20 protein-coding genes are annotated in these 17,569 nt (G+C 69.8%); 7 read left to right on the top strand and 13 right to left on the bottom strand.

All coding sequences use genetic code 11. The annotated features are described in order from the left end of the window. Nucleotide 1 precedes the first annotated feature (1 nt). Both ACFLIT_RS12845 and ACFLIT_RS12840 read right to left on the bottom strand, forming a co-directional pair. Nucleotides 2–1,789, bottom strand: coding sequence for an ABCB family ABC transporter ATP-binding protein/permease (locus ACFLIT_RS12845; RefSeq protein ID WP_479911878.1), 1,788 nt, complete (start codon nt 1,787–1,789; stop codon nt 2–4). Nucleotides 1,790–1,872: 83 nt separating this feature from the next. Beyond that, nucleotides 1,873–2,685 (bottom strand): hypothetical protein, encoded by an 813-nt coding sequence (locus ACFLIT_RS12840; RefSeq protein ID WP_479911642.1) that lies wholly within the window; start codon nt 2,683–2,685, stop codon nt 1,873–1,875. 97 nt (nt 2,686–2,782) lie between these two features. Between ACFLIT_RS12840 and ACFLIT_RS12835 the strand changes: the two genes are divergently transcribed. Further along, nucleotides 2,783–3,394: an LOG family protein gene (locus ACFLIT_RS12835; protein ID WP_479911641.1), complete on the top strand. Its 612-nt coding sequence runs from the start codon at nt 2,783–2,785 to the stop codon at nt 3,392–3,394. Between the two features lie 171 nt (nt 3,395–3,565). On the opposite strand, the gene gltX is transcribed toward ACFLIT_RS12835, so the two are convergent. The 3 genes from gltX to fliX form a co-directional block, all read right to left on the bottom strand. Beyond that, a complete protein-coding gene (gene gltX / locus ACFLIT_RS12830) occupies nt 3,566–4,891 on the bottom strand; it encodes a glutamate--tRNA ligase (protein WP_479911640.1) in 1,326 nt (441 codons plus the stop codon). A 199-nt stretch (nt 4,892–5,090) separates the two neighbouring features. Beyond that, complete coding sequence (gene dksA / locus ACFLIT_RS12825; protein WP_479911639.1) at nt 5,091–5,516, bottom strand: RNA polymerase-binding protein DksA; 426 nt, start codon at nt 5,514–5,516, stop codon at nt 5,091–5,093. 98 nt (nt 5,517–5,614) lie between these two features. Next, nucleotides 5,615–6,037, bottom strand: coding sequence for a flagellar assembly regulator FliX (gene fliX, locus ACFLIT_RS12820; RefSeq protein ID WP_479911638.1), 423 nt, complete (start codon nt 6,035–6,037; stop codon nt 5,615–5,617). 169 nt (nt 6,038–6,206) lie between these two features. On the opposite strand from fliX, the gene ACFLIT_RS12815 reads away from it, so the two are divergent. From ACFLIT_RS12815 to ACFLIT_RS12805, 3 genes are read left to right on the top strand one after another with little or no spacing between them, the layout of a single operon-like run. Continuing rightward, on the top strand, nt 6,207–7,319 hold the full coding sequence (locus ACFLIT_RS12815) for a flagellar basal body P-ring protein FlgI (RefSeq protein ID WP_479911637.1): 1,113 nt from the start codon (nt 6,207–6,209) through the stop codon (nt 7,317–7,319). Further along, the gene (locus ACFLIT_RS12810) at nt 7,319–7,633 is read left to right on the top strand and encodes a rod-binding protein (protein ID WP_479911636.1); all 315 of its coding nucleotides are present in this window, start codon (nt 7,319–7,321) and stop codon (nt 7,631–7,633) included. The genes ACFLIT_RS12815 and ACFLIT_RS12810 overlap by 1 nt, the downstream gene beginning before the upstream one ends. Then, nucleotides 7,633–8,091: a flagellar basal body protein gene (locus ACFLIT_RS12805; RefSeq protein WP_479911635.1), complete on the top strand. Its 459-nt coding sequence runs from the start codon at nt 7,633–7,635 to the stop codon at nt 8,089–8,091. The genes ACFLIT_RS12810 and ACFLIT_RS12805 overlap by 1 nt, the downstream gene beginning before the upstream one ends. A 176-nt stretch (nt 8,092–8,267) precedes the next feature. Here ACFLIT_RS12805 and ACFLIT_RS12800 read toward each other — a convergent pair whose 3' ends face one another. Then, on the bottom strand, nt 8,268–9,296 hold the full coding sequence (locus ACFLIT_RS12800; RefSeq protein WP_479911634.1) for a phospholipase C/P1 nuclease family protein: 1,029 nt from the start codon (nt 9,294–9,296) through the stop codon (nt 8,268–8,270). Nucleotides 9,297–9,362: 66 nt separating this feature from the next. Then, nucleotides 9,363–9,962, bottom strand: coding sequence for a glutathione S-transferase family protein (locus tag ACFLIT_RS12795; protein WP_479911633.1), 600 nt, complete (start codon nt 9,960–9,962; stop codon nt 9,363–9,365). A 67-nt stretch (nt 9,963–10,029) separates the two neighbouring features. Between ACFLIT_RS12795 and ACFLIT_RS12790 the strand changes: the two genes are divergently transcribed. Further along, nucleotides 10,030–10,515: a 3D domain-containing protein gene (locus ACFLIT_RS12790; protein ID WP_479911632.1), complete on the top strand. Its 486-nt coding sequence runs from the start codon at nt 10,030–10,032 to the stop codon at nt 10,513–10,515. Between the two features lie 118 nt (nt 10,516–10,633). Here ACFLIT_RS12790 and ACFLIT_RS12785 read toward each other — a convergent pair whose 3' ends face one another. The 6 genes from ACFLIT_RS12785 to cobA are packed head-to-tail and all read right to left on the bottom strand — an operon-like array spanning nt 10,634 to nt 15,264. After that, a complete protein-coding gene (locus ACFLIT_RS12785; protein WP_479911631.1) occupies nt 10,634–11,050 on the bottom strand; it encodes a hypothetical protein in 417 nt (138 codons plus the stop codon). Nucleotides 11,051–11,091: 41 nt separating this feature from the next. Continuing rightward, the gene (locus tag ACFLIT_RS12780) at nt 11,092–11,862 is read right to left on the bottom strand and encodes a phosphoadenylyl-sulfate reductase (protein ID WP_479911630.1); all 771 of its coding nucleotides are present in this window, start codon (nt 11,860–11,862) and stop codon (nt 11,092–11,094) included. Further along, nucleotides 11,862–12,362 carry a DUF934 domain-containing protein gene (locus ACFLIT_RS12775; RefSeq protein ID WP_479911629.1) on the bottom strand — a complete coding sequence of 167 codons (501 nt, stop codon included), beginning with the start codon at nt 12,360–12,362 and terminating at the stop codon, nt 11,862–11,864. The genes ACFLIT_RS12780 and ACFLIT_RS12775 overlap by 1 nt, the downstream gene beginning before the upstream one ends. Next, nucleotides 12,346–14,013, bottom strand: a complete 1,668-nt coding sequence (locus ACFLIT_RS12770; protein WP_479911628.1) for a nitrite/sulfite reductase — start codon at nt 14,011–14,013, stop codon at nt 12,346–12,348. Before ACFLIT_RS12770 ends, ACFLIT_RS12775 begins: the two co-directional genes overlap by 17 nt. A gap of 7 nt (nt 14,014–14,020) precedes the next feature. Beyond that, nucleotides 14,021–14,410 (bottom strand): DUF2849 domain-containing protein, encoded by a 390-nt coding sequence (locus ACFLIT_RS12765; protein ID WP_479911627.1) that lies wholly within the window; start codon nt 14,408–14,410, stop codon nt 14,021–14,023. Next, nucleotides 14,407–15,264 (bottom strand): uroporphyrinogen-III C-methyltransferase, encoded by an 858-nt coding sequence (gene cobA / locus ACFLIT_RS12760; RefSeq protein ID WP_479911626.1) that lies wholly within the window; start codon nt 15,262–15,264, stop codon nt 14,407–14,409. The genes ACFLIT_RS12765 and cobA overlap by 4 nt, the downstream gene beginning before the upstream one ends. A 256-nt stretch (nt 15,265–15,520) precedes the next feature. Here cobA and gcvA point away from each other — a divergent pair, with 256 nt between their 5' ends. Together gcvA and ACFLIT_RS12750 are read left to right on the top strand one after the other, a co-directional pair. Further along, nucleotides 15,521–16,483: a transcriptional regulator GcvA gene (gene gcvA, locus ACFLIT_RS12755; protein WP_479911625.1), complete on the top strand. Its 963-nt coding sequence runs from the start codon at nt 15,521–15,523 to the stop codon at nt 16,481–16,483. 91 nt (nt 16,484–16,574) lie between these two features. Continuing rightward, nucleotides 16,575–17,546 carry an NAD-dependent epimerase/dehydratase family protein gene (locus tag ACFLIT_RS12750; protein ID WP_479911624.1) on the top strand — a complete coding sequence of 324 codons (972 nt, stop codon included), beginning with the start codon at nt 16,575–16,577 and terminating at the stop codon, nt 17,544–17,546. Nucleotides 17,547–17,569 lie beyond the last annotated feature (23 nt).

The raw sequence follows: 17,569 nt of genomic DNA, 5'->3' as shown, positions 1-17,569 counted from the left end.
GCTAAACCTGTTCGGCCTGTTCAGCCGCCACCTGCTGCGCCCGCGTCTGGCGCCGCCAGAGGGCCGCGTATTCGCCCCCGGCGGCCAGCAGCTCGTCGTGCGTGCCCTGCTCCACCAGCTTGCCGCGCCGCAGGACGATGATCTGGTCGGCGTCGGCGATGGTCGAGAGGCGGTGGGCGACCACCAGGGTGGTGCGTCCGGCCTTGGCGCGGCGCAGGGTGGCCTGGATGGCCGCCTCGGTGCGGCTGTCCAGCGCGCTGGTGGCCTCGTCGAGGATCAGCACGCGGGGATCGGCCAGCAGGGCGCGGGCCAGGCCGACGCGCTGGCGCTCGCCGCCCGACAGCTTGAGCCCCCGTTCGCCGACCTTGGTCTCCATGCCCTCCGGCAGGGCGCGGATGAAGTCGCCGAGTTCGGCCGCCTCGGCGGCGGCCCACAGCTCGGCCTCGTCCGCCTCGGGATTGCCGAAGCCGATGTTGAGCTTGAGCGTGTCGTTGAACAGGGCGACGTCCTGCGGCACCAGCGCCACCGCGCGACGCAGGGAGGCGTGGGTCAGCTCGCGCAGGTCGACGCCTTCCAGGGTGATGCGTCCGGCCTGGGGATCGAGCAGGCGCAGGGCCAGTCGCACGAGCGTGGTCTTGCCCGCGCCGGACGGGCCGACGATGGCGACGGTGGCGCCGGCGGGGGCGACGAAGTTGACGTCCGTGAGCCCGTCCGAACGCGCGCCGTGGCGGAAGGAGACGTTCTCGAAGGCGACCACGGCGCCGGCGGCGTGGCGCGGCGGCAGGTCGTGGGCGTTGGCGTTCTCGGCGATCTCCGGCGCCTGGCGACGCAGGTCGACCATGGCTTCCATGTCGATGAACGACTGGCGCACCTCGCGATAGGCGAAGCCGAGGAAGGCCAGCGGCTGGTAGAGATTGACCAGGATCAGCACAGCGGCGGTGACGTCGCCCGGACCGATGCGGCCGGCGGCGGCGTCGCTGCCCGCCAGCACCGCCATGATCGCCAGGCCGACGCTCATCACCGCCGACTGGGAAATGTTGAGCACCGCCAGCGACTGGGTGGTGACCACGGAGGCGCGGCTGTAGCGGTTCAGCGCCTCGCCGTAGCCGGCCACGGCGCGATCCTCGGCCCCGAAGGCCTTCACCGTCTCGTAGTTCAAGAGGGCGTCGACCGAGCGGCCGGCCACCTCGTTGTCGGCGTCGTTGAGCTCGCGCCGCTGGGCGATGCGCCAGTCGGAGAGCTTGAAGGTGAAGACGCCATAGAGCGCCACCGTGGCGATGGCCGTGGCGGCGAAGCGCCAGTCATAGACGTGGGTCAGGACCACGGCGGCGAGCACCAGCTCGACCAGCGTCGGCACGATGTTGAACACCAGGCCGCGCAGCAGGAAGTCCACCGAGCGCGCGCCGCGATCGACGATGCGGCCCAGGACGCCGCTGCGCTTGGACTGGTGGAAATCGATCGACAGCGACAGGGCGTGGGCGAAGGTCTCCTTGGCGGCCAGGGCCTGGGCGGCCTGGCCGACCGGGGCGAACACCGCGTCGCGCATGTTGGGCGCCACCGACGAGACGAAGCGGATCGCCGCCCAGCCGATGGCCAGGCCCGCGAAGGCGTAGGTGACCTGGACCACCGCGCCCTGCCCCGCCGTCAGCCTGTTCACCGCCTGGCCGAGCAGCAACGGCGCCCAGACGCCGAGGGCCTTGCCGGCGAAGGTGAGGGCCAGGGCGGCCGCCAGCCGCAGGCGCAGCTGGGGCGCGGGCGCGCGCAGGACCAGGGCCAGGAGGATGCGCATCGCCTCGCCGGAACCGAGCTTGGCGGTCGGCTGATCGGTGGGGTGCTCCGCCGGGGGACGCGTCCGGCCGCCGCGCGCCGGCCTCAAGGTTGGCCTCCGCGCTCGAACACCAGGGTGGTCTGCACCCCGCCGGCCGGGGTCATCCAATCCACGCGCCAGCCGAAGTCGGTGCGTTGGCCGCGGAAAGGGTTGATCAGGGGCTCGGCGCGGCTGACCGGCACGGTGAGGCTGTCGCGGCCGCTGTCGGCGACCAGGTCGATGCTGTGATCGCCGGGCCGGAGCGGCTCGGAAAGGGCGATGTCGAAATGGCCGTCGGCGCCGGCCCTGCCGCCGGCCACGGTGGAGCGGTCGATGCGGGCGCTGACCTGGGCGTTGGCCGGGGCCGAGCCCGAGATGATCGCCCCGCCCTCCCCGTCGTGATCGACGGTGAGCAGGCGCGGCTGCGCCGAGGCGGGCGCCAGGCTCCAGGCGCCGCCGCCAGCGCGCAACTGCAGCAGCTGACCGTTGGGCAAGACCATCAGATAGCCCTCGGACTGCACCGCCCGGTCGCCCACCGCCATCGACAGGCCGAAGAGGCGCACCTCGGGCGATGCGGGCAGCACCAGGGTGAAACCGCCGGCGGCGTCGGCGGTGGCGAAGATGGCGTCGCCCGCCGGCGGGCCGAGCCGCACGCGCGAGCCGGCGCGGGCCGAGCCGGTGAGGGTCAGGCGGTCGGAGCCGACGAAGGCGGCGGTAACCCTGGGCGGGGCGATGTAGCCGGCCTCGCCGCTGGACGGCGGGGCGGGCGCCGCCTTGCCGGACGTCCAGGCGGTGGTGTCGGGATTACAGGCCCCCAGCAGCGGAACCAGGACCGTCAGCAGGGCGTATCGAAGAGGCGGCAGGGTCGGACGTGTCACGGCGAGTTTTCGTCCCCTCCCGGCGTTGCGGATGCTAGATCGGCCGTCGAAGGCGCGTTCGCAAGCGCGCCGGCCCTTTATCCTGGAGTGGACGAGCATGTCCGACGAGTCCAGGCGTCTGGATTCGATCTGCGTCTATTGCGGATCGTCCAACGACGCCGACCCCGCCCTTCTCGCCGGCGCCGGCGATCTCGGCCGCGCCTTGGCCGACGACGGCCTGCGCCTGGTCTACGGTGGCGGCGGCGTGGGCCTGATGGGGCAGGTGGCGCGCGGCGCGCACGACGCCGGCGGCCGCGTGCTGGGCATCATTCCCAACTTCCTGCAGGGCCGCGAGCAACCGTTCGACGACGTCGAGACCATCGTCGTCAACAACATGCACGAGCGGAAGATGATGATGTTCGAGCGGTCCGACGGTTTCGTCGTTCTGCCCGGCGGCATCGGCACCCTGGAGGAAATCGTCGAGTTGCTGTCGTGGCGGCGGCTCGACCTGCACCGCAAGCCGATCGTGTTCTGGGACACCGCCTTCTGGAAGCCGTTCTTCGACCTGCTCGATCACACCGTGCGGGCCAGGCTGACGCCGCCGTCCCTGACCGAGGGCTATGTGTCCGTGGACCGCATCGAGGACATCGTGCCGGCGCTGCACCGGATGGCGGACGACGAGAAGGCCGCGACGACGCCGATGCCGCAGGTGGCGGGGAGCTTGACCTGAGCGGCTGATCTGGCGGGACCGCCTCGCCCTTCGACAGGCTCGGGATGCCGGGCTCGTCCCGGCGCCCCATGCGCGGTGAGTCCGAAGGGGCGGATTCGCGCCCGTAAGAGCGGTGTTCATGGGCAGCCGGCACCAGGCCGGCTGTGACGAAAAACGAGCGATATCGGCGCCTTACGCCGTCTCGCCCGCTAGGCGCTTCAAGGCTTTCTCCCGGCCGATCAGGGCCAGCAGCGGGCCCATCTCGGGGCCGTGATCGAGGCCCGTCAGGGCGCGGCGCAGGGGCAGGAACAGGGCCTTGCCCTTGGCGCCGGTCTTTTCCTTGACCGCGTTGGTGAAGGCCGACCAGTCGAGGTCTTCGGGCAGCAGGGCCGCGGCCTCAGCCGCGAAGGCCGGGTCGTCGATCAGCGGCTCGACCGGTCCGCGCACGACGCGCGCCCAGTTGGCGACGCCGTCGAACAGGCCGAGGTTGGCGCGGATCAGGGTCCAGAACCCTTCGCCGAGGTCGCAATCGATGGCCGAAAGGCGCGGCTGGGCCTCGGCGTAGCTCATGGCGTGCAGCACGCCGGCGTTCAGGCGCTGCAGATCGGCGCTGTCGTAGCGGGCCGGGGCGCGGCCCATCTTTCCGAAGTCGTAGCCGGTGGCCAGCGCTTGCAGGCTGGGCGCGGGCTCCAGCGGATCGGAGGTGCCGATCTTGGCGATGTGGGAGACCACGGCCAGGGGCTCGAAGCCCTGTTCGCGCAGGTCGCGGATCGACATCGAGCCGAGGCGCTTCGACAGCGCCTCGCCATCGGCGCCGACCAGCAGGCTGAAGTGGGCGAAGGTCGGAGGCTTGGCGCCGAGCGCCTCGAAGATCTCGATCTGGACGCCGGTGTTGGTGGTGTGGTCCTCGCCGCGCACCACGTGGGTGATGGCCATGTCGATGTCGTCGACCACCGACGGCAGGGTGTAGAGGAAGGCGCCGTCCTCGCGGATCAGCACCGGGTCGGACATCGAGGCGGTGTCGACCTCGACGGGCCCGCGCACCAGATCGTCCCACTTCACCCGCTTGCCTTCCAGGCGGAAGCGCCAGTGCGGGCGGCGGCCCTCGGCTTCCAGGGCGGCGATCTCGTCGGCGGTGAGCTTGAGGGCGGCGCGATCGTAGATCGGCGGCTGGCCGCGGGTCAGTTGCACCTTGCGGCGACGATCCAGCTCCTCGGCGGTCTCATAGGCGGGATAAAGCCGGCCCTGAGCCTTCAGCCGCTCCATGGCCTGATGGTAGACCGGGAAGCGGGCGGACTGGTTGTGACGCTCGTCCCAGACCAGACCCAGCCACTTGAGGTCGGTCTCGATGCCGTCCTCATATTCCTTGGTCGAACGCTCCAGGTCGGTGTCGTCGATCCGCAGCACGAACTGACCGCCCTGCCCCTTGGCGAACAGCCAGTTGACGACCGCGGCGCGGATGTTGCCGACATGGATGCGGCCTGTGGGCGACGGGGCGAAGCGGACCTTGACGGTCATGAGAAGGCGTCCCTTGAAGGAAGGGGCGCTAGGTCGGACTTGGGGGCCGGGAAGTCAAGGATTTGCGGCGCTGGAATGGCGCAGTGCATGCTTCGACACGCGCTGCGCGCTACTCAGCATGACGTTGATTTTGGCTTCCACAGACTGCGTCATCCTGAGTAGGCCGCGCGAGCGGCCGCGTCGAAGGACGCAGACCGCCTCAGTCGTCGCGGTGGACGCGTTCGCGGCGCTCGTGGCGCTCCTGGGCCTCGAGGCTGAGGGTCGCGGTCGGGCGAGCTTCCAGGCGGGCGAGGCTGATCGGTTCGCCGGTCTCCTCGCAATAGCCGTAGGAGCCGTCCTCGATGCGGCGCAGGGCCTCGTCGATCTTGGAGATCAGCTTACGCTGGCGGTCCCGGGTGCGCAGTTCCAAAGCCCGGTCGGTTTCCGACGAGGCGCGGTCGGCGAGGTCCGGGTGGTTCTCAGTCTCGGCCTTCAGGTGGCTGAGCGTCTCACGAGATTCCTTGAGAATCTCTTCTTTCCAGTCGTTGAGCTTCTGCTTGAAAAACTCAAGCTGGCGCTCGTTCATGAACTCTTCGTCCTCGGAAGGACGGTACTCGTCTTGCACCAGAACCGCGGTCGACTGCATTGACGTACTCACGCCTTATAAATCCCGCCTACGGTAGGCGAGGCGCTTATAGCAAAACCGCGGGTACACACAATCAAGCTCGCGTTGCGCGCGCGCCTTCACGCCGCAACCGCTGAACGCTCAAGCTTGGCGAGCTCCACCGCGGCGCGAGTCTCGATCTCGTCGAGCACGGATTCGAGGCCCGGATCGTCGGTCGCCTCGCGCTGTTCGCGAATCGCGCGGGTGAGGCGTTCGAGGGTGGCGGGCGTAAGGTCGCCGCCGATCAGGGCGACCTTCACCTCGTCCAGCACATCGAGAATTCGGCCGGCGCGGCCCATGGCGCGTTTTCGCCGTTCCAGCGGCCCGCCCACTTCCTGCAGGGCCATCAGGGCGGCCAGGGAGGCGACGGGCGCCACCGAGGCGGCCGGGCCGGTCGGCGCGACGGGCGCCGCGCCGCCCAGCGAAAACGCGGCGCCCGAGGTCGGGCGCGCGCCCTTCGAGGCGACGTTGGGAGCCAGGCTGCTGGGGCCGGAAACCTTCATGGGCCAACTCTTCCGTCTTCCGCCTTGCGGTATGGTTAATGCCGGGCAATTTCTGCCGAGACCGACCGGGCCGAACGTTATCCCATTGCTTTAAATGGGCTTTCTCCTGGCGCGGTTCCTGCTTTGGAAGACTCGGGCGCAAGCCCGTGTCACGCGTGCAGGTCCGACCATGTTCACCCGTCTGTTCCATCTCGCCGCCGCCGGCCTCGCCGCCGTCGCCTGCCTGGCCGCCCCGCCGGCCTTCGCCGCCTCGCGGATCAAGGACGTGGTCGAGTTCGAGGGCGTGCGGGAAAACATGCTGACGGGCGCCGGCCTCGTGGTCGGCCTCAACGGCACCGGCGACACCCTGCGCAACTCGCCGCAGACCCGCCAGGCCATGGAGGCCATGCTCGAGCGCCTGGGCACCAACGTTCGCGACGCCAACCTCAACGCCAAGAACGTGGCCATGGTGATGGTGACGGCCCGCCTGCCCGCCTTCGCCGCCGCCGGCTCGCCGATCGACGTTTCGGTCTCCGCCGCGGGCGACTCCAAGAGCCTGCTCGGCGGCACCCTGCTGGTCACCTCCCTCGTCGGCGCCGACGGCCAGGTCTACGCGGTGGCGCAGGGCACGGTGCAGACCGGTTCGGTCTCGGCCGGCGGGGCCTCGGGCTCGGCCGTGCTGAAGGGCGTGCCGACCGCCGGCCGCATCGCCGGGGGCGCCCTGGTCGAACGCGAGACCGGCTTCCAGCTGGCCGCGATGAACCAGATGCGCATGACGCTGCGCAATCCCGACTTCACCACCGCCCAGCGCATCGCCCAGGCGGTGAACGCCCGCTATCCCGGCGCCGCCGCCGTGGAGAACCCCACCATCGTCACCCTGACGCCGCCGAGCGGCCAGAACATGATCGGCTTCGTCACCGCCGTGGAGAACCTGCCGATCCAGGTCGACAGCCCGGCCAAGCTGGTGATCGACGAGGTGGCCGGGGTGGTGGTCATGGACGAGAACGTCCGCATCTCCACCGTCGCCATCGCCCAGGGCAACCTGACCATCTCGGTGCAGGAAAGCCCGCGCATCAGCCAGCCGGCCCCATTCAGCCAGGGTCAGACCGCGATCGAGCCGGCCTCGACGGTCAGCGTCGAGGAGGAGAAGGGCCGCAAGCTGATCATGCTGCAGGACGGCGCCTCGCTCGCCAGCCTGGTAAACGGGTTGAACGCCCTCGGCGTCACGCCGCGCGACATGATCTCGATCCTGCAGGCCATCAAGGCCGCGGGCGCCCTGCAAGCCGATATCGAGGTGATGTGATGAGCGCCCTCTCCTCCCTAGCCCTGCCGCCCGCGAGCCCGACCGCCGGCCTCACCGCGACCTCGGCCGCCGAACTGGCCAAGCGCGGCGAGATCAAGAAGACCGCCCAGGACTTCGAGGCCTCGTTCCTCTCGGTGATGCTCGGCGAGATGTTCCAGGGCGTCGACGAGGGCGAGTTCAGCGGCGGCCAGGGCGCCCAGATGTTCCGCTCGTTCCTGACCGACGCCATGTCGAAGTCGATGGTCAAGGCCGGCGGCGTGGGCCTCGCCAGCTCGGTTCAGGCGCAGATGCTCAAGATGCAGGGACTGTCGTGATGTCCAACTTTCCGGCCCAGACCGACGCCGCGGGCTCCGACCGTATCGAGGCGATGATCGTCCTCACCGACCGGCTGACCGCCAGCATCGCGCTCGACGCCGCCGCCTTCGAGCAGCGCCGCCCGCAGGACGCCGCCGCGCGCCTGGAGGAAACCTCGCGCCTGGCCAACCTCTATCGGCATGAGTCCTCGCGCCTGCGCCAGCAGCCCGGCCTGATCGCCGCCGCGACGCCCGCCCAGAAGACCCGGCTGATGCGCGCCACCGAGGCCTTCGACGCCGTGCTGGCTCGCCAGGGCCGCGCCCTGCAGGCCGCCAAGACCGTGACCGACGGCCTGGTGCGCGCCATCGCCGAGGAAGTCGCCAGCCAGCGCAGCAGCAACGGCGGCTATGGCGCCGGCGGCCTGGCCACCGCGCCCGTGGGCGCGGCCACGGCGATCACGCTGAACAAGCGGGCTTAGTCCCAGCGGGACCGCCCTCGTCCCCTTCGACGCCGCCTGCGGCGGCGCTCAGGACAAGCTTCGAGGCCGCTTCGCGGCGCCTCAGGATGAGGGCTACTGCTGGCTTAGCGCTTCAGTCGAAATCCTCATGCTGAGGTGCGAGCGCAGCGAGCCTCGAAGCACGAGGAGTTCGCCCCTCAGTCCTTGCCGTAAAGATCCGCCCAGGGGTCGGCCTTGCCGCTCTCGACATCCTGCAGGGTCATGTCCGGGCGATAGCCGAAGCGCATGGTCGCGCTGGCCCGCCAAGCGTCGACGATCATGTCGCGCAGCTGCGCCGAGCCCATCGCCAGACGCTCGGCGATGAAGGCCTCGCCCTGAGGGTCGCCCAGGCTCAGGGTCCTGTCCTTGAACATCTGATAGACCGGAACGGTCTTGCTGTTGGTCTGGGCGAGGTAGGCCGCCGTGCGGGGCATGATGTCGGTACAGTCGCAAGGCGCCATCGCCGGCATGGCTGCGCGCACGCGGGCCGGCTGGCCGGCGACGGGCTGGGTCAGCGTCCCTTCGAAGTCGGCATGCACCGTCCGCGCGTTCGAGAAGCCGTTGGGGTTCGGGCCGTCGCCCCAGCCGTTGTAGTGGTCGGTGGCGTGCAGCGGCTGCGAGGCGTCGCCCACATAGTGCGCCCAGATGCCGATGTCGCGGACGATCAGGGCCTCGCGGCGGGCGCGGTCCAGTCGGTAGTAGCGCTTCTTGGCCGGATCCCTGGTCACCTTCTCGGCGGCCACGAGAACCCGCCAGATGTTGAAGTCCTTCACCAGCTGCTGCCAGCCGTCGACCATGGCGTAGGGCAGATAGCCGGCCTGCCAGCTGTCGGTCCCGGCGGCGCGCAGGGCGGTCTCGTAATCCTTGCGGGTCGGCGGCAGGGCGTCGAGCTTCGGCCCGCCGAGCAGGCGGCCGTTGTCGTCGATGTCGGCGAAGTGGGCGGGATCGCGGTCGTTGTCGTGAATGCGGCCGGCGCCCTTCGAGCGGTCGAGCTCACGCGCGTATTCGCCGACGGTCACGTCCACGCCCTTGGCGCGCAGAAAGGCCGGCACCTCCTGCGGCAGGGTCTGCATGCCCAGTTCCCCGATCACCCGGTGACCCGACGCGCCCCAGGCCAAGGCGGAGGAGGCTGGCGCGGCGACGACGGCGACGGCGACGGCCGCGGCGGCGAGGAAAAAGCGACGCATGGGAGGCTCCGAACAGGCCCGGGAGGTTGCACGCGCCTAGCGCCCGCATGCAACGGAAAGGTGACGCTAGAGGCCCAGGTCCTGCTCGACCCGTGCGATCCAGGCCCGGACCTTGGGATAGGCCGCCAGGTCGAAGCCGCCCTCGTGGGCCACGCGAGTGTAGGCGACCAGCGAGATGTCCGCGAGGCTGAGGGCGTCGCCGACCAGATAAGGCGTCCCGGCCAAGCCGAGCTCCAGCCGCGCCAGGGCCGCCTCGCCGCGAGTGACGATCTTCTCGTCCAGCTCCGCCTTCGGCTTGCCGAGAAAGAGCATCTGGAAGCGGGCCACGGCGACGTATGGCTCGTGGCTGTACTGCTCCCAGAACAGCCACTCGAACATGCGAGCGCGGTCGTAGGCGTTGGCGGGAATCAGGGCCGAGCCCTCGGCCAGATGCAGCAGGATAGCGTTCGACTGGGCCAGCGGACGGCCGTCTTCCAGCACCACGGTCGGAGTCTGGCCGGCCGGATTCATCGCCAGGAATTCGGGGCTGCGCGAGCCGCCGGTCATGATGTCGACCTCGGTCCAGGCATAGGGAAGACCCAGCTTTTCGGCCGTCCATTTCACCTTCAGGCAATTGCCCGAACGGCCGTCGCCATAGATCCGCAGCGCCGCGCGTCCTCCGCTCAAGCTTGCCTTCGCGGCAAGTCTTAGCCTAGGTAGGCGCGCCCTGACGACCTTGGAGGCTTACTCCCCCATGCGCCGCCTCGCTGCGTTTCTTGTTCTGACCGCCCTGGTCGCCGGCCCCGCCGCCGCCCAGACTCGCGAGTCCAAGCCCGATCCGCTCGGTGATCTGATCGTTTCCGCCCTGATCGGCGCCATGCCGGGCACGGCCGATTTCAAGCTGAAGGCCAGCCTCTATCACGCCGGCGCCAAGGGCATCGGCGCGCTCGACAGCCTGGGCTGCAAGGTGGTGGCCATGCGCACCGCCGCAGTGGACGGCCTGAACGTGAAGCGCCGCACCGTGCTGTTCATCAAGGAGACCGTCGGCCTGCCGATGCCCGACGGGACCAGCCACGACGGCTTCTGGTACGCCTCCGACAAGGGCGGCGACATCAAGGGCAATCGCATCGACCTGTTCACCGGCGACGGCAAGGCGTCGATGAAGCCGATGATGCCGCTGAACCTTTCGACCCTCACGGTCAGCAAGGTGGGCGAGTTCAAGGGCTGCCCGCCGAACTGAGGCATTCTGATCCGCTCATCCCCGCGAAGGCGGGGACCCAGGCTTTTTCTGCAAGCCGTAGTGACCACCGACAAAAAACCTATGCCCCCGCCTTCGCAGGGGTGAGCGGTACATAATTTTACCCACCCAGCTCGAAAGGCGGCTCGGCGAGGTCCGGCGCGACATAGGCGCGCCGCGCCGGAACCGAAAACAGCGTCTCCCGCGACCAGAACCGCAGCGGCGCCTCGCGCGTCAGATGCTCGCCGGCCAGGGCCAGGGCCGCCGCTTCATCCTCATCGCCGGCCCCGGACACGGCGTCGGCCGCCGCCGCCGCGTAGTAGGCGGTGATGGTGTCGTGGTAACCGGCGGTGTCGGTGTTCTCGCCGCCGACCGATAGGTTGTAGGCCGGGATCGCCGCACGCAGCCGCCGCAGGGCCTCGGCCCGGCCGTATCGCCAGGCGTAGACCGCGCCCACGCTGACATGGGCGGCATGCGTCCAGGCTTCCTTGGGCAGGGTGCGGGCCTCGAAGGCCGAAACAAGCGCGGCGACGTCCATCGGCCTCCCCTACGCCGGGGAGGCCTCAGGTCAAGCGGTCGTCAGATATCGCCGCCGAGGTTCGACGGGGCGCCCGGAGCGCGGGCGACGTGGATGCCGCACTCGGTCTTTTCCTGACCCTGCCAACGGCCCGCGCGCAGGTCGCCGGCGTTGGGGTTGTCCACCGCCTTGGTGCACGGCCAGCAGCCGATCGACGGGAAGCCCTGAGCGACCAGCGGGTGGGCCGGCAGGTCATGTTCGGCCGCGTAGGCGTCGAGCTCGGCCTTGCTCCAGTTGGCCAGCGGGTTGAACTTCACCTTGCCGTCGCTGAATTCGACCGTCGCCAGACGCAGGCGGTCGCCGCCGTGGAAGCGCTTGCGGCCGGTCATCCAGGCGTCGAAGTCGCCGAGCGCCCGGTCCAGCGGCAGCACCTTGCGGATATGGCAGCAGGCGTCGATGTCGGTCTTGTGCAGGTCGGACTTCGGGTCGCCCGTCGCCAGGTCGGCGAAGGCCGGACGCAGGTCGCGGACGTCGGTCAGGCCCAGGCGCTCGGCCAGCTGGCGGCGATAGTCCAGCGTCTGGCCGAACAGCATGCCCGTGTCGAGGAACAGCACGGGGATGTCCTTCGACACCCGGCTGACGAGATGCAGCAGCACGGCGGATTCGGCGCCGAACGACGAGACCATGGCCAAGCGGTCGCCATAGAGCTCGTAGGCCGCCCGGATCACCTCCAGCGGGTGGGCGTCGCGCAGGCGCTCGGCCAGATCGGGCAGGGCCGGAGCGACCGGCTGAGCCTGATCGATGTGGGTGCGGTCGATCTGGTCGAAGGCCATCAGGCGCGCTCCTTCCAGACGGGTTCCAGGCCATCGGCGGCGCGCTGATAGACGTGGCGGTAGCGCGCGAGCACGGAGGCCCAGTCCTCCGGCGTGGCGCCGTCGGCGGGCACGAAGGCGTCGAAGCCGCAGCGCGCCATGAACCGGCCCTGCTCACGCAGCACGTCGCCGACGGCGCGCACCTCGCCCTGATAGCCGAGGCGGCCGCGCAGAAGCGCCGCCTGCGAATACTGGCGCCCGTCCCGGAACTTGGGGAACACCAGAGCCACGACGGCCAGGCGGTCCAGCACCTCGGCCAGCGCCTCGACCGGCTCGTCGGCGTTCAGGCGGACGCCGACCTCGCGTCCCTCGGCGAGGAGGGCCGCGCCCTCTTCCTGGAAGCGGGCGAACGACAGGATCACGCCGCCCTGGCCGGGCGTCGGATCTTCGTCGACGACGTCGAAGAAGGGGTCTTCGGCCCAGACCGGGCCTTCGGCTTCGATCTTAATGAGCTTCGGCATAGACAGCGGCCTTGAACGGAGCGACGCCGAGACGGCGATAGGTATCGACGAACCGTTCGCCCGGTTCGCGCGACTTCTTGTAGATGTCGACCATGATATCCACGGCCTCCGCCACGCGGTTGGCCGGGAGAGCCGGGCCCAGGATGTCGCCCAGCCGGGCGTCCTCCAGGCCGGAGCCGCCGAGGGTGAGCTGGTAGAACTCCTCACCCTTCTTATCGACGCCCAGAATGCCGATGTGGCCGACGTGGTGGTGACCGCAGGCGTTGATGCAGCCCGAGATCTTCACCCGCAGTTCGCCCACGTCCTCCGCCACCACCGGGTCGGCGAACTTCGCGGCGATCGCCTGGGCGATCGGGATCGCCCGGGCGTTGGCCAGGGTGCAGTAGTCGAGGCCCGGGCAGGCGATGATGTCCGAGGCCAGGCCGATGTTCGGCGTCGCCAGACCGATGCGCTGCAGCTCGGCGAACACCGCCGGCACGTCGTCGAGGGCCACATGCGGCAGGATCAGGTTCTGCTCGTAGTGCACCCGCACCTCGTCGGCCGAATAGCGCTCGGCCAGGTCGGCGATGGCGTCCATCTGGTCCGACGAGCAGTCGCCGGGCACTTCGCCGGGCGCCTTCAGCGAGATGTTGACGATGGCGTAGCCGGGTTGCTTGTGCGCCAGCACGTTCTGACGGACGAAGCGAGCGAAGGCCGGATCGGCCTTGGCCGTGTCGAAGGCGGCCGACTTCGCCGGCCGGGCCTCGAAGGCCTGGATGACGAAGGCCTGTCGGATGCGGGCCACTTCCTCCAGCGGCGCGTCGATGCCGTCGGCCTCGCCGGCCTGGCGCATGGCCGCCCATTCTTCTTCCACCTGGCGGGCGAATTCCGCGGCGCCGAGGCTGGCGACCAGGATCTTGATCCGGGCCTTCCAGATGTTGTCGCGACGACCGTGGCGATTGTAGACGCGCAGGATGGCGCTCAGGTAGCTGAGCAGGTGCTGCGTCGGCAGGAACTCGCGGATCGTCGGGCCGAGATAGGGCGTGCGGCCCAGGCCGCCGCCGACCATCACCTCGAAGCCGAGTTCGCCGTCGTCGTTGCGACGCAGCTTCAGACCGATGTCGTAGATGCGCGCGGCGGTGCGGTCGTTCGGCGACGCCCCGATGGCGATCTTGAACTTGCGCGGCAGGAACGAGAACTCGGGGTGGAAGGTCGACCACTGGCGCAGGACCTCGCTCCACACGCGCGGATCGTCCAGCTCCTCCGGATTGGCGCCGGCGTAGGGATCGGCCGTGATGTTGCGAATGCAGTTGCCCGAGGTCTGGATGGCGTGCAGCCCGACCTCGGCCAGCTGGTCGAGAATGGCCGGGGCGTCCTTCAGCTTGATCCAGTGCAGCTGCAGGTTGGTGCGCGTGGTGAAGTGGCCGTAGCCCTTGTCGTAGACGCGGGCGACGTGGCCCAGGCGGCGCAGCTTTTCGCCGTTCAGCGTGCCGTAGGGAATGGCGATCCGCAGCATGTAGGCGTGCAGCTGCAGGTACAGGCCGTTCATCAGGCGCAGCGGCTTGAACTGCTCCTCGGTGATCTCGCCGGCGACCCGGCGCTGGACCTGGGTGCGGAACTCGGCCGTGCGGTCGGCGAGCATTTCGGCGTCGAAGGCGTCGTAGCGGTACATGGCTTCCTCAGCGCTTCTTGATCAGGTTGATGCGGCCGGCCGAGCGGGCGGCGCCGGCGGCGTGGGCGATGGCGTCGATCACCGCGCCGCCTTCCGTCTGCTTGCCCATGTCCGGGTGGATGGTGGGGCCGAGGGCGCGCACGCGCTCGCGATAGGCGATGGGGATCGGCAGGCCGTCCTCGATGCGCACGTCGATGATGTAGGGGTCGACGATCACGGTCGGCTGCGACTTGGCTTCGGTCAGCGCCGCCTCGGCCGCATCCGCCGTGTCGTAGAGCGAAATATCGGCGAAGCGCTCGCGCCAGCCGCCCTCGCCCCAGAACACGACCTCGCCATCCTGCAGGCGATTGCCGGTGACGCCCTTCAGGGGGACTATTTTTACAGGGACGTCGCTCATGCCCGCTTCCACTCGAATTGCGCGGCGTGTTCCGCCACGCCCGCCACGTCGGCCAGGGCGGCGGTCTCGCCGATGATCAGGATCGCCGGGCCCGAGAGGGTCGCGGCGGCGTCGGCCAGTCCGGCCAGGGTGGAGACCACGCGCCGTTCGTCGGCGCGGCTGGCGTTCTCCACGATCAGAACCGGCGTCCCCGGCGCCCGGCCGGCCTGCGTCAGGCGGGCGGCCAGGGCGGGAGCCGCCGAAAGGCCCATGTAGACGACGACGGTATGGTTCGGGCGCGCCAGGGCGGCCCAGTCGAGCGCCGGTTCGCCCCAGGGCTCATCGCCCTTGGGGGCCGCATGGCCGGTGACGAAGGTGACGGCCTGGGCGAGGCCGCGGTGCGTCAGCGGCGCGCCCGCGCCGGCGGAGGCCGCCAGGGCGGCGGTGACGCCGGGCACCACTTCGCAGGCCACGCCCGCCTCGCGGCACGCGGCCAGTTCCTCGCCGCCGCGGCCGAAGATGAAGGGGTCGCCCGCCTTCAGGCGAACCACCGTCAGGCCCTCACGGGCGAAGGCCACCAGCAGGCGATTGATCTCGTCCTGCGGCAGGGTGTGGTGCGACTTGCGCTTGGCCACGCTGATCCGCCGGGCGGCGGCGGGCGCCAGGGCCAGGATTTCGTCCGAGACCAGGCCGTCGTGCAGCACCACGTCGGCGGCCGCCAGGGCCTTCGCCGCCTTGATCGTCAGCAGATCGGGATCGCCCGGACCGGCGCCCACCAGCCAGACGACGCCGGCGCGCGGCTCACCGCCGCGCAGCACCACGAGGCGGCTGGAAGCCGGGCCTGTCGATCGGGATTGAGGAGGACGGCGGGACATGGTCGGACGGGTTTCTAAGCGACGCTGCCTTCAGCACTTCTAAAAGGCGCCGAGCCCTTACCGGATCGAAGTGAACGGGGCGACCCGCTTCTTCGTCCGACAAGCGCCAGGCTTGAAAAAAGTCGGGCGGGCGCAAGCGCCCGCCCGGGTTCGTCCAACGGCGAAAAGGGCCGATACGCCGCCGGACGGTTGCAAAATGGGTTCGAAGGCGCCACTTCGCAAACGATCAGTTCTGCGGGGCCTGTCAGGAATTCTTTTGGATACCAGGGGCGAAACAACCAGACGCCGGCTGCCGCCGCTGAACGCTCTCCGGGCCTTCGAGGCCGCGGCGCGCCACCTCAATTTCAGCCGCGCGGCCGACGAACTTTCGGTGACGCCAGGCGCTGTCAGCCAGCAAATCCAGAACCTGGAAGACTATGTGGGCGCCGCCCTCTTCCGGCGCACCCCCAAGGGCCTGTTGCTCACCGACGCGGCCCAGACCGCCCTGCCCGCCCTGCGCGAAGCTTTCGACCGCCTGGCCGAGGCCGCCTCAATGCTGACCGCCGCCGTCGACGGCCGCCGCCTGACCTTGACCGCCGCCCCCTCGTTCGCCGCCAAGTGGCTGGTGCCGCGCCTCGGCCGCTTCGAGGCCGCCCACCCGCAGGTCGACGTCTGGCTCTCGGCCGGGATGGACGTGGTCGATTTCAACGCCGGCGAGGTCGACCTCGCCATCCGCTACGGCGCCGGGCGCTATCCGGGCCTGGAGGTCACCCGCCTGCTCAGCGAGACGGTGATTCCCGTCGCCTCCCCCGAATTCCTGGCCGAGCACCCGCTGAACGCGCCGGCCGACCTGAAAAACGCCGTGCTGCTGCACGACGGCTCGCCCGACGCCGACGACAGCTGCCCCGACTGGGCCATGTGGCTGGCCGCGCGCGGCGTGCGCGACGTCGACGGCGCGCGGGGTCCGCGCTTCAATCAGTCCAGCCTGGTCATCGAGGCCGCCGCCGCCGGCCGCGGCGTGGCCCTGGCCAAGAGCACGCTCGCCCAGGCCGACCTGGACGCCGGCCGTCTGATCGCCCCGCTGCAGGACGCCACCGTCGTCGACTTCGCCTATTACCTCGTGCATCCCAAGGCCAAGGGCCGGCTGCCGCAGGTGAAGGCTTTCGCGGCCTGGATCGCAGCCGAGGCGGCGGCGCACGAAGCCGCCCTGCGCACCCAGGACAACGGCGCCGGCATCTGAATCGCGCGAGTTGCGGCGCCTGCGCGCCGCAGGGTTGCGAGGCCTCGCGGAAAGGCGCTACCACCCAGCCCTTCGCATTCGGGGAACAGGCGTGACGAAATCTGCTTTGGTGCTCGGGGCCGGCGGCTTCATCGGCGGTCACCTGGTCAAGCGTTTGAAGCGTGAGGGCTTCTGGGTGCGCGGCGTCGACCTGAAGTTCAACGAGCATGCCGAGACCGAGGCCGACGATTTCGTGATCTCCGACCTGCGCGAGCCCGGCAACGTGCGCGGCGTCATCGACCGCCGCTTCGACGAGGTCTACCAGTTGGCCGCTGACATGGGCGGGGCGGGCTACATCTTCACCGGCGCCCACGACGCCGACATCATGCACAACTCGGCGACCATCAACCTCAACGTCGCCGACGCCGCCCACAAGCGGAACATCAGCCGCGTGTTCTATTCCTCCTCGGCCTGCATGTACCCGGCGTACAACCAAGAGGACCCGGACAATCCCAACTGCGCCGAGGACAGCGCCTACCCCGCCGCGCCGGATAGCGAATACGGCTGGGAGAAGCTGTTCAGCGAGCGGCTGTTCCTCGCCTACAACCGCAACCACGGCACGAAGAACCGAGTGGCCCGCTTCCACAACATCTTCGGCCCGGAAGGAACTTGGGAAGGCGGCAAGGAGAAGGCCCCCGCGGCCGTCTGCCGCAAGGTGGCCCTGGCCTCCAACGGCGGCAGCATCGAAATCTGGGGCGACGGCGAGCAGACCCGCTCGTTCCTCTATGTCGACGAATGCGTCGAAGGCTCCACCCGCCTGCTGCGCTCGGACGTCGACGTGCCGGTGAACATCGGCTCGGACGAGATGGTGACCATCAACCAACTGGTCGGCATCGTCGCCGACATCGCCGGCAAGCGGATCGAGATCGAGCACATTCCGGGCCCGCTGGGCGTGCGCGGCCGCAACTCCGACAACCGGCTGATCGAGCAGAAGCTGGGCTGGCGGCCGAACGATCCGCTCGTGAAGGGGCTGGAAAAGACCTACGCCTGGATCGAGGCCCAGACCCGCCGCAACGCCGCCTGACGGCGTTTTCGGGGTATTGACCC

It is taken from the genome of Caulobacter sp. HJHS_5, assembly GCF_056683955.1.
Note: the sequence above shows the minus strand (reverse complement) of the source record. Positions and strands in the feature narration are given on the sequence as shown.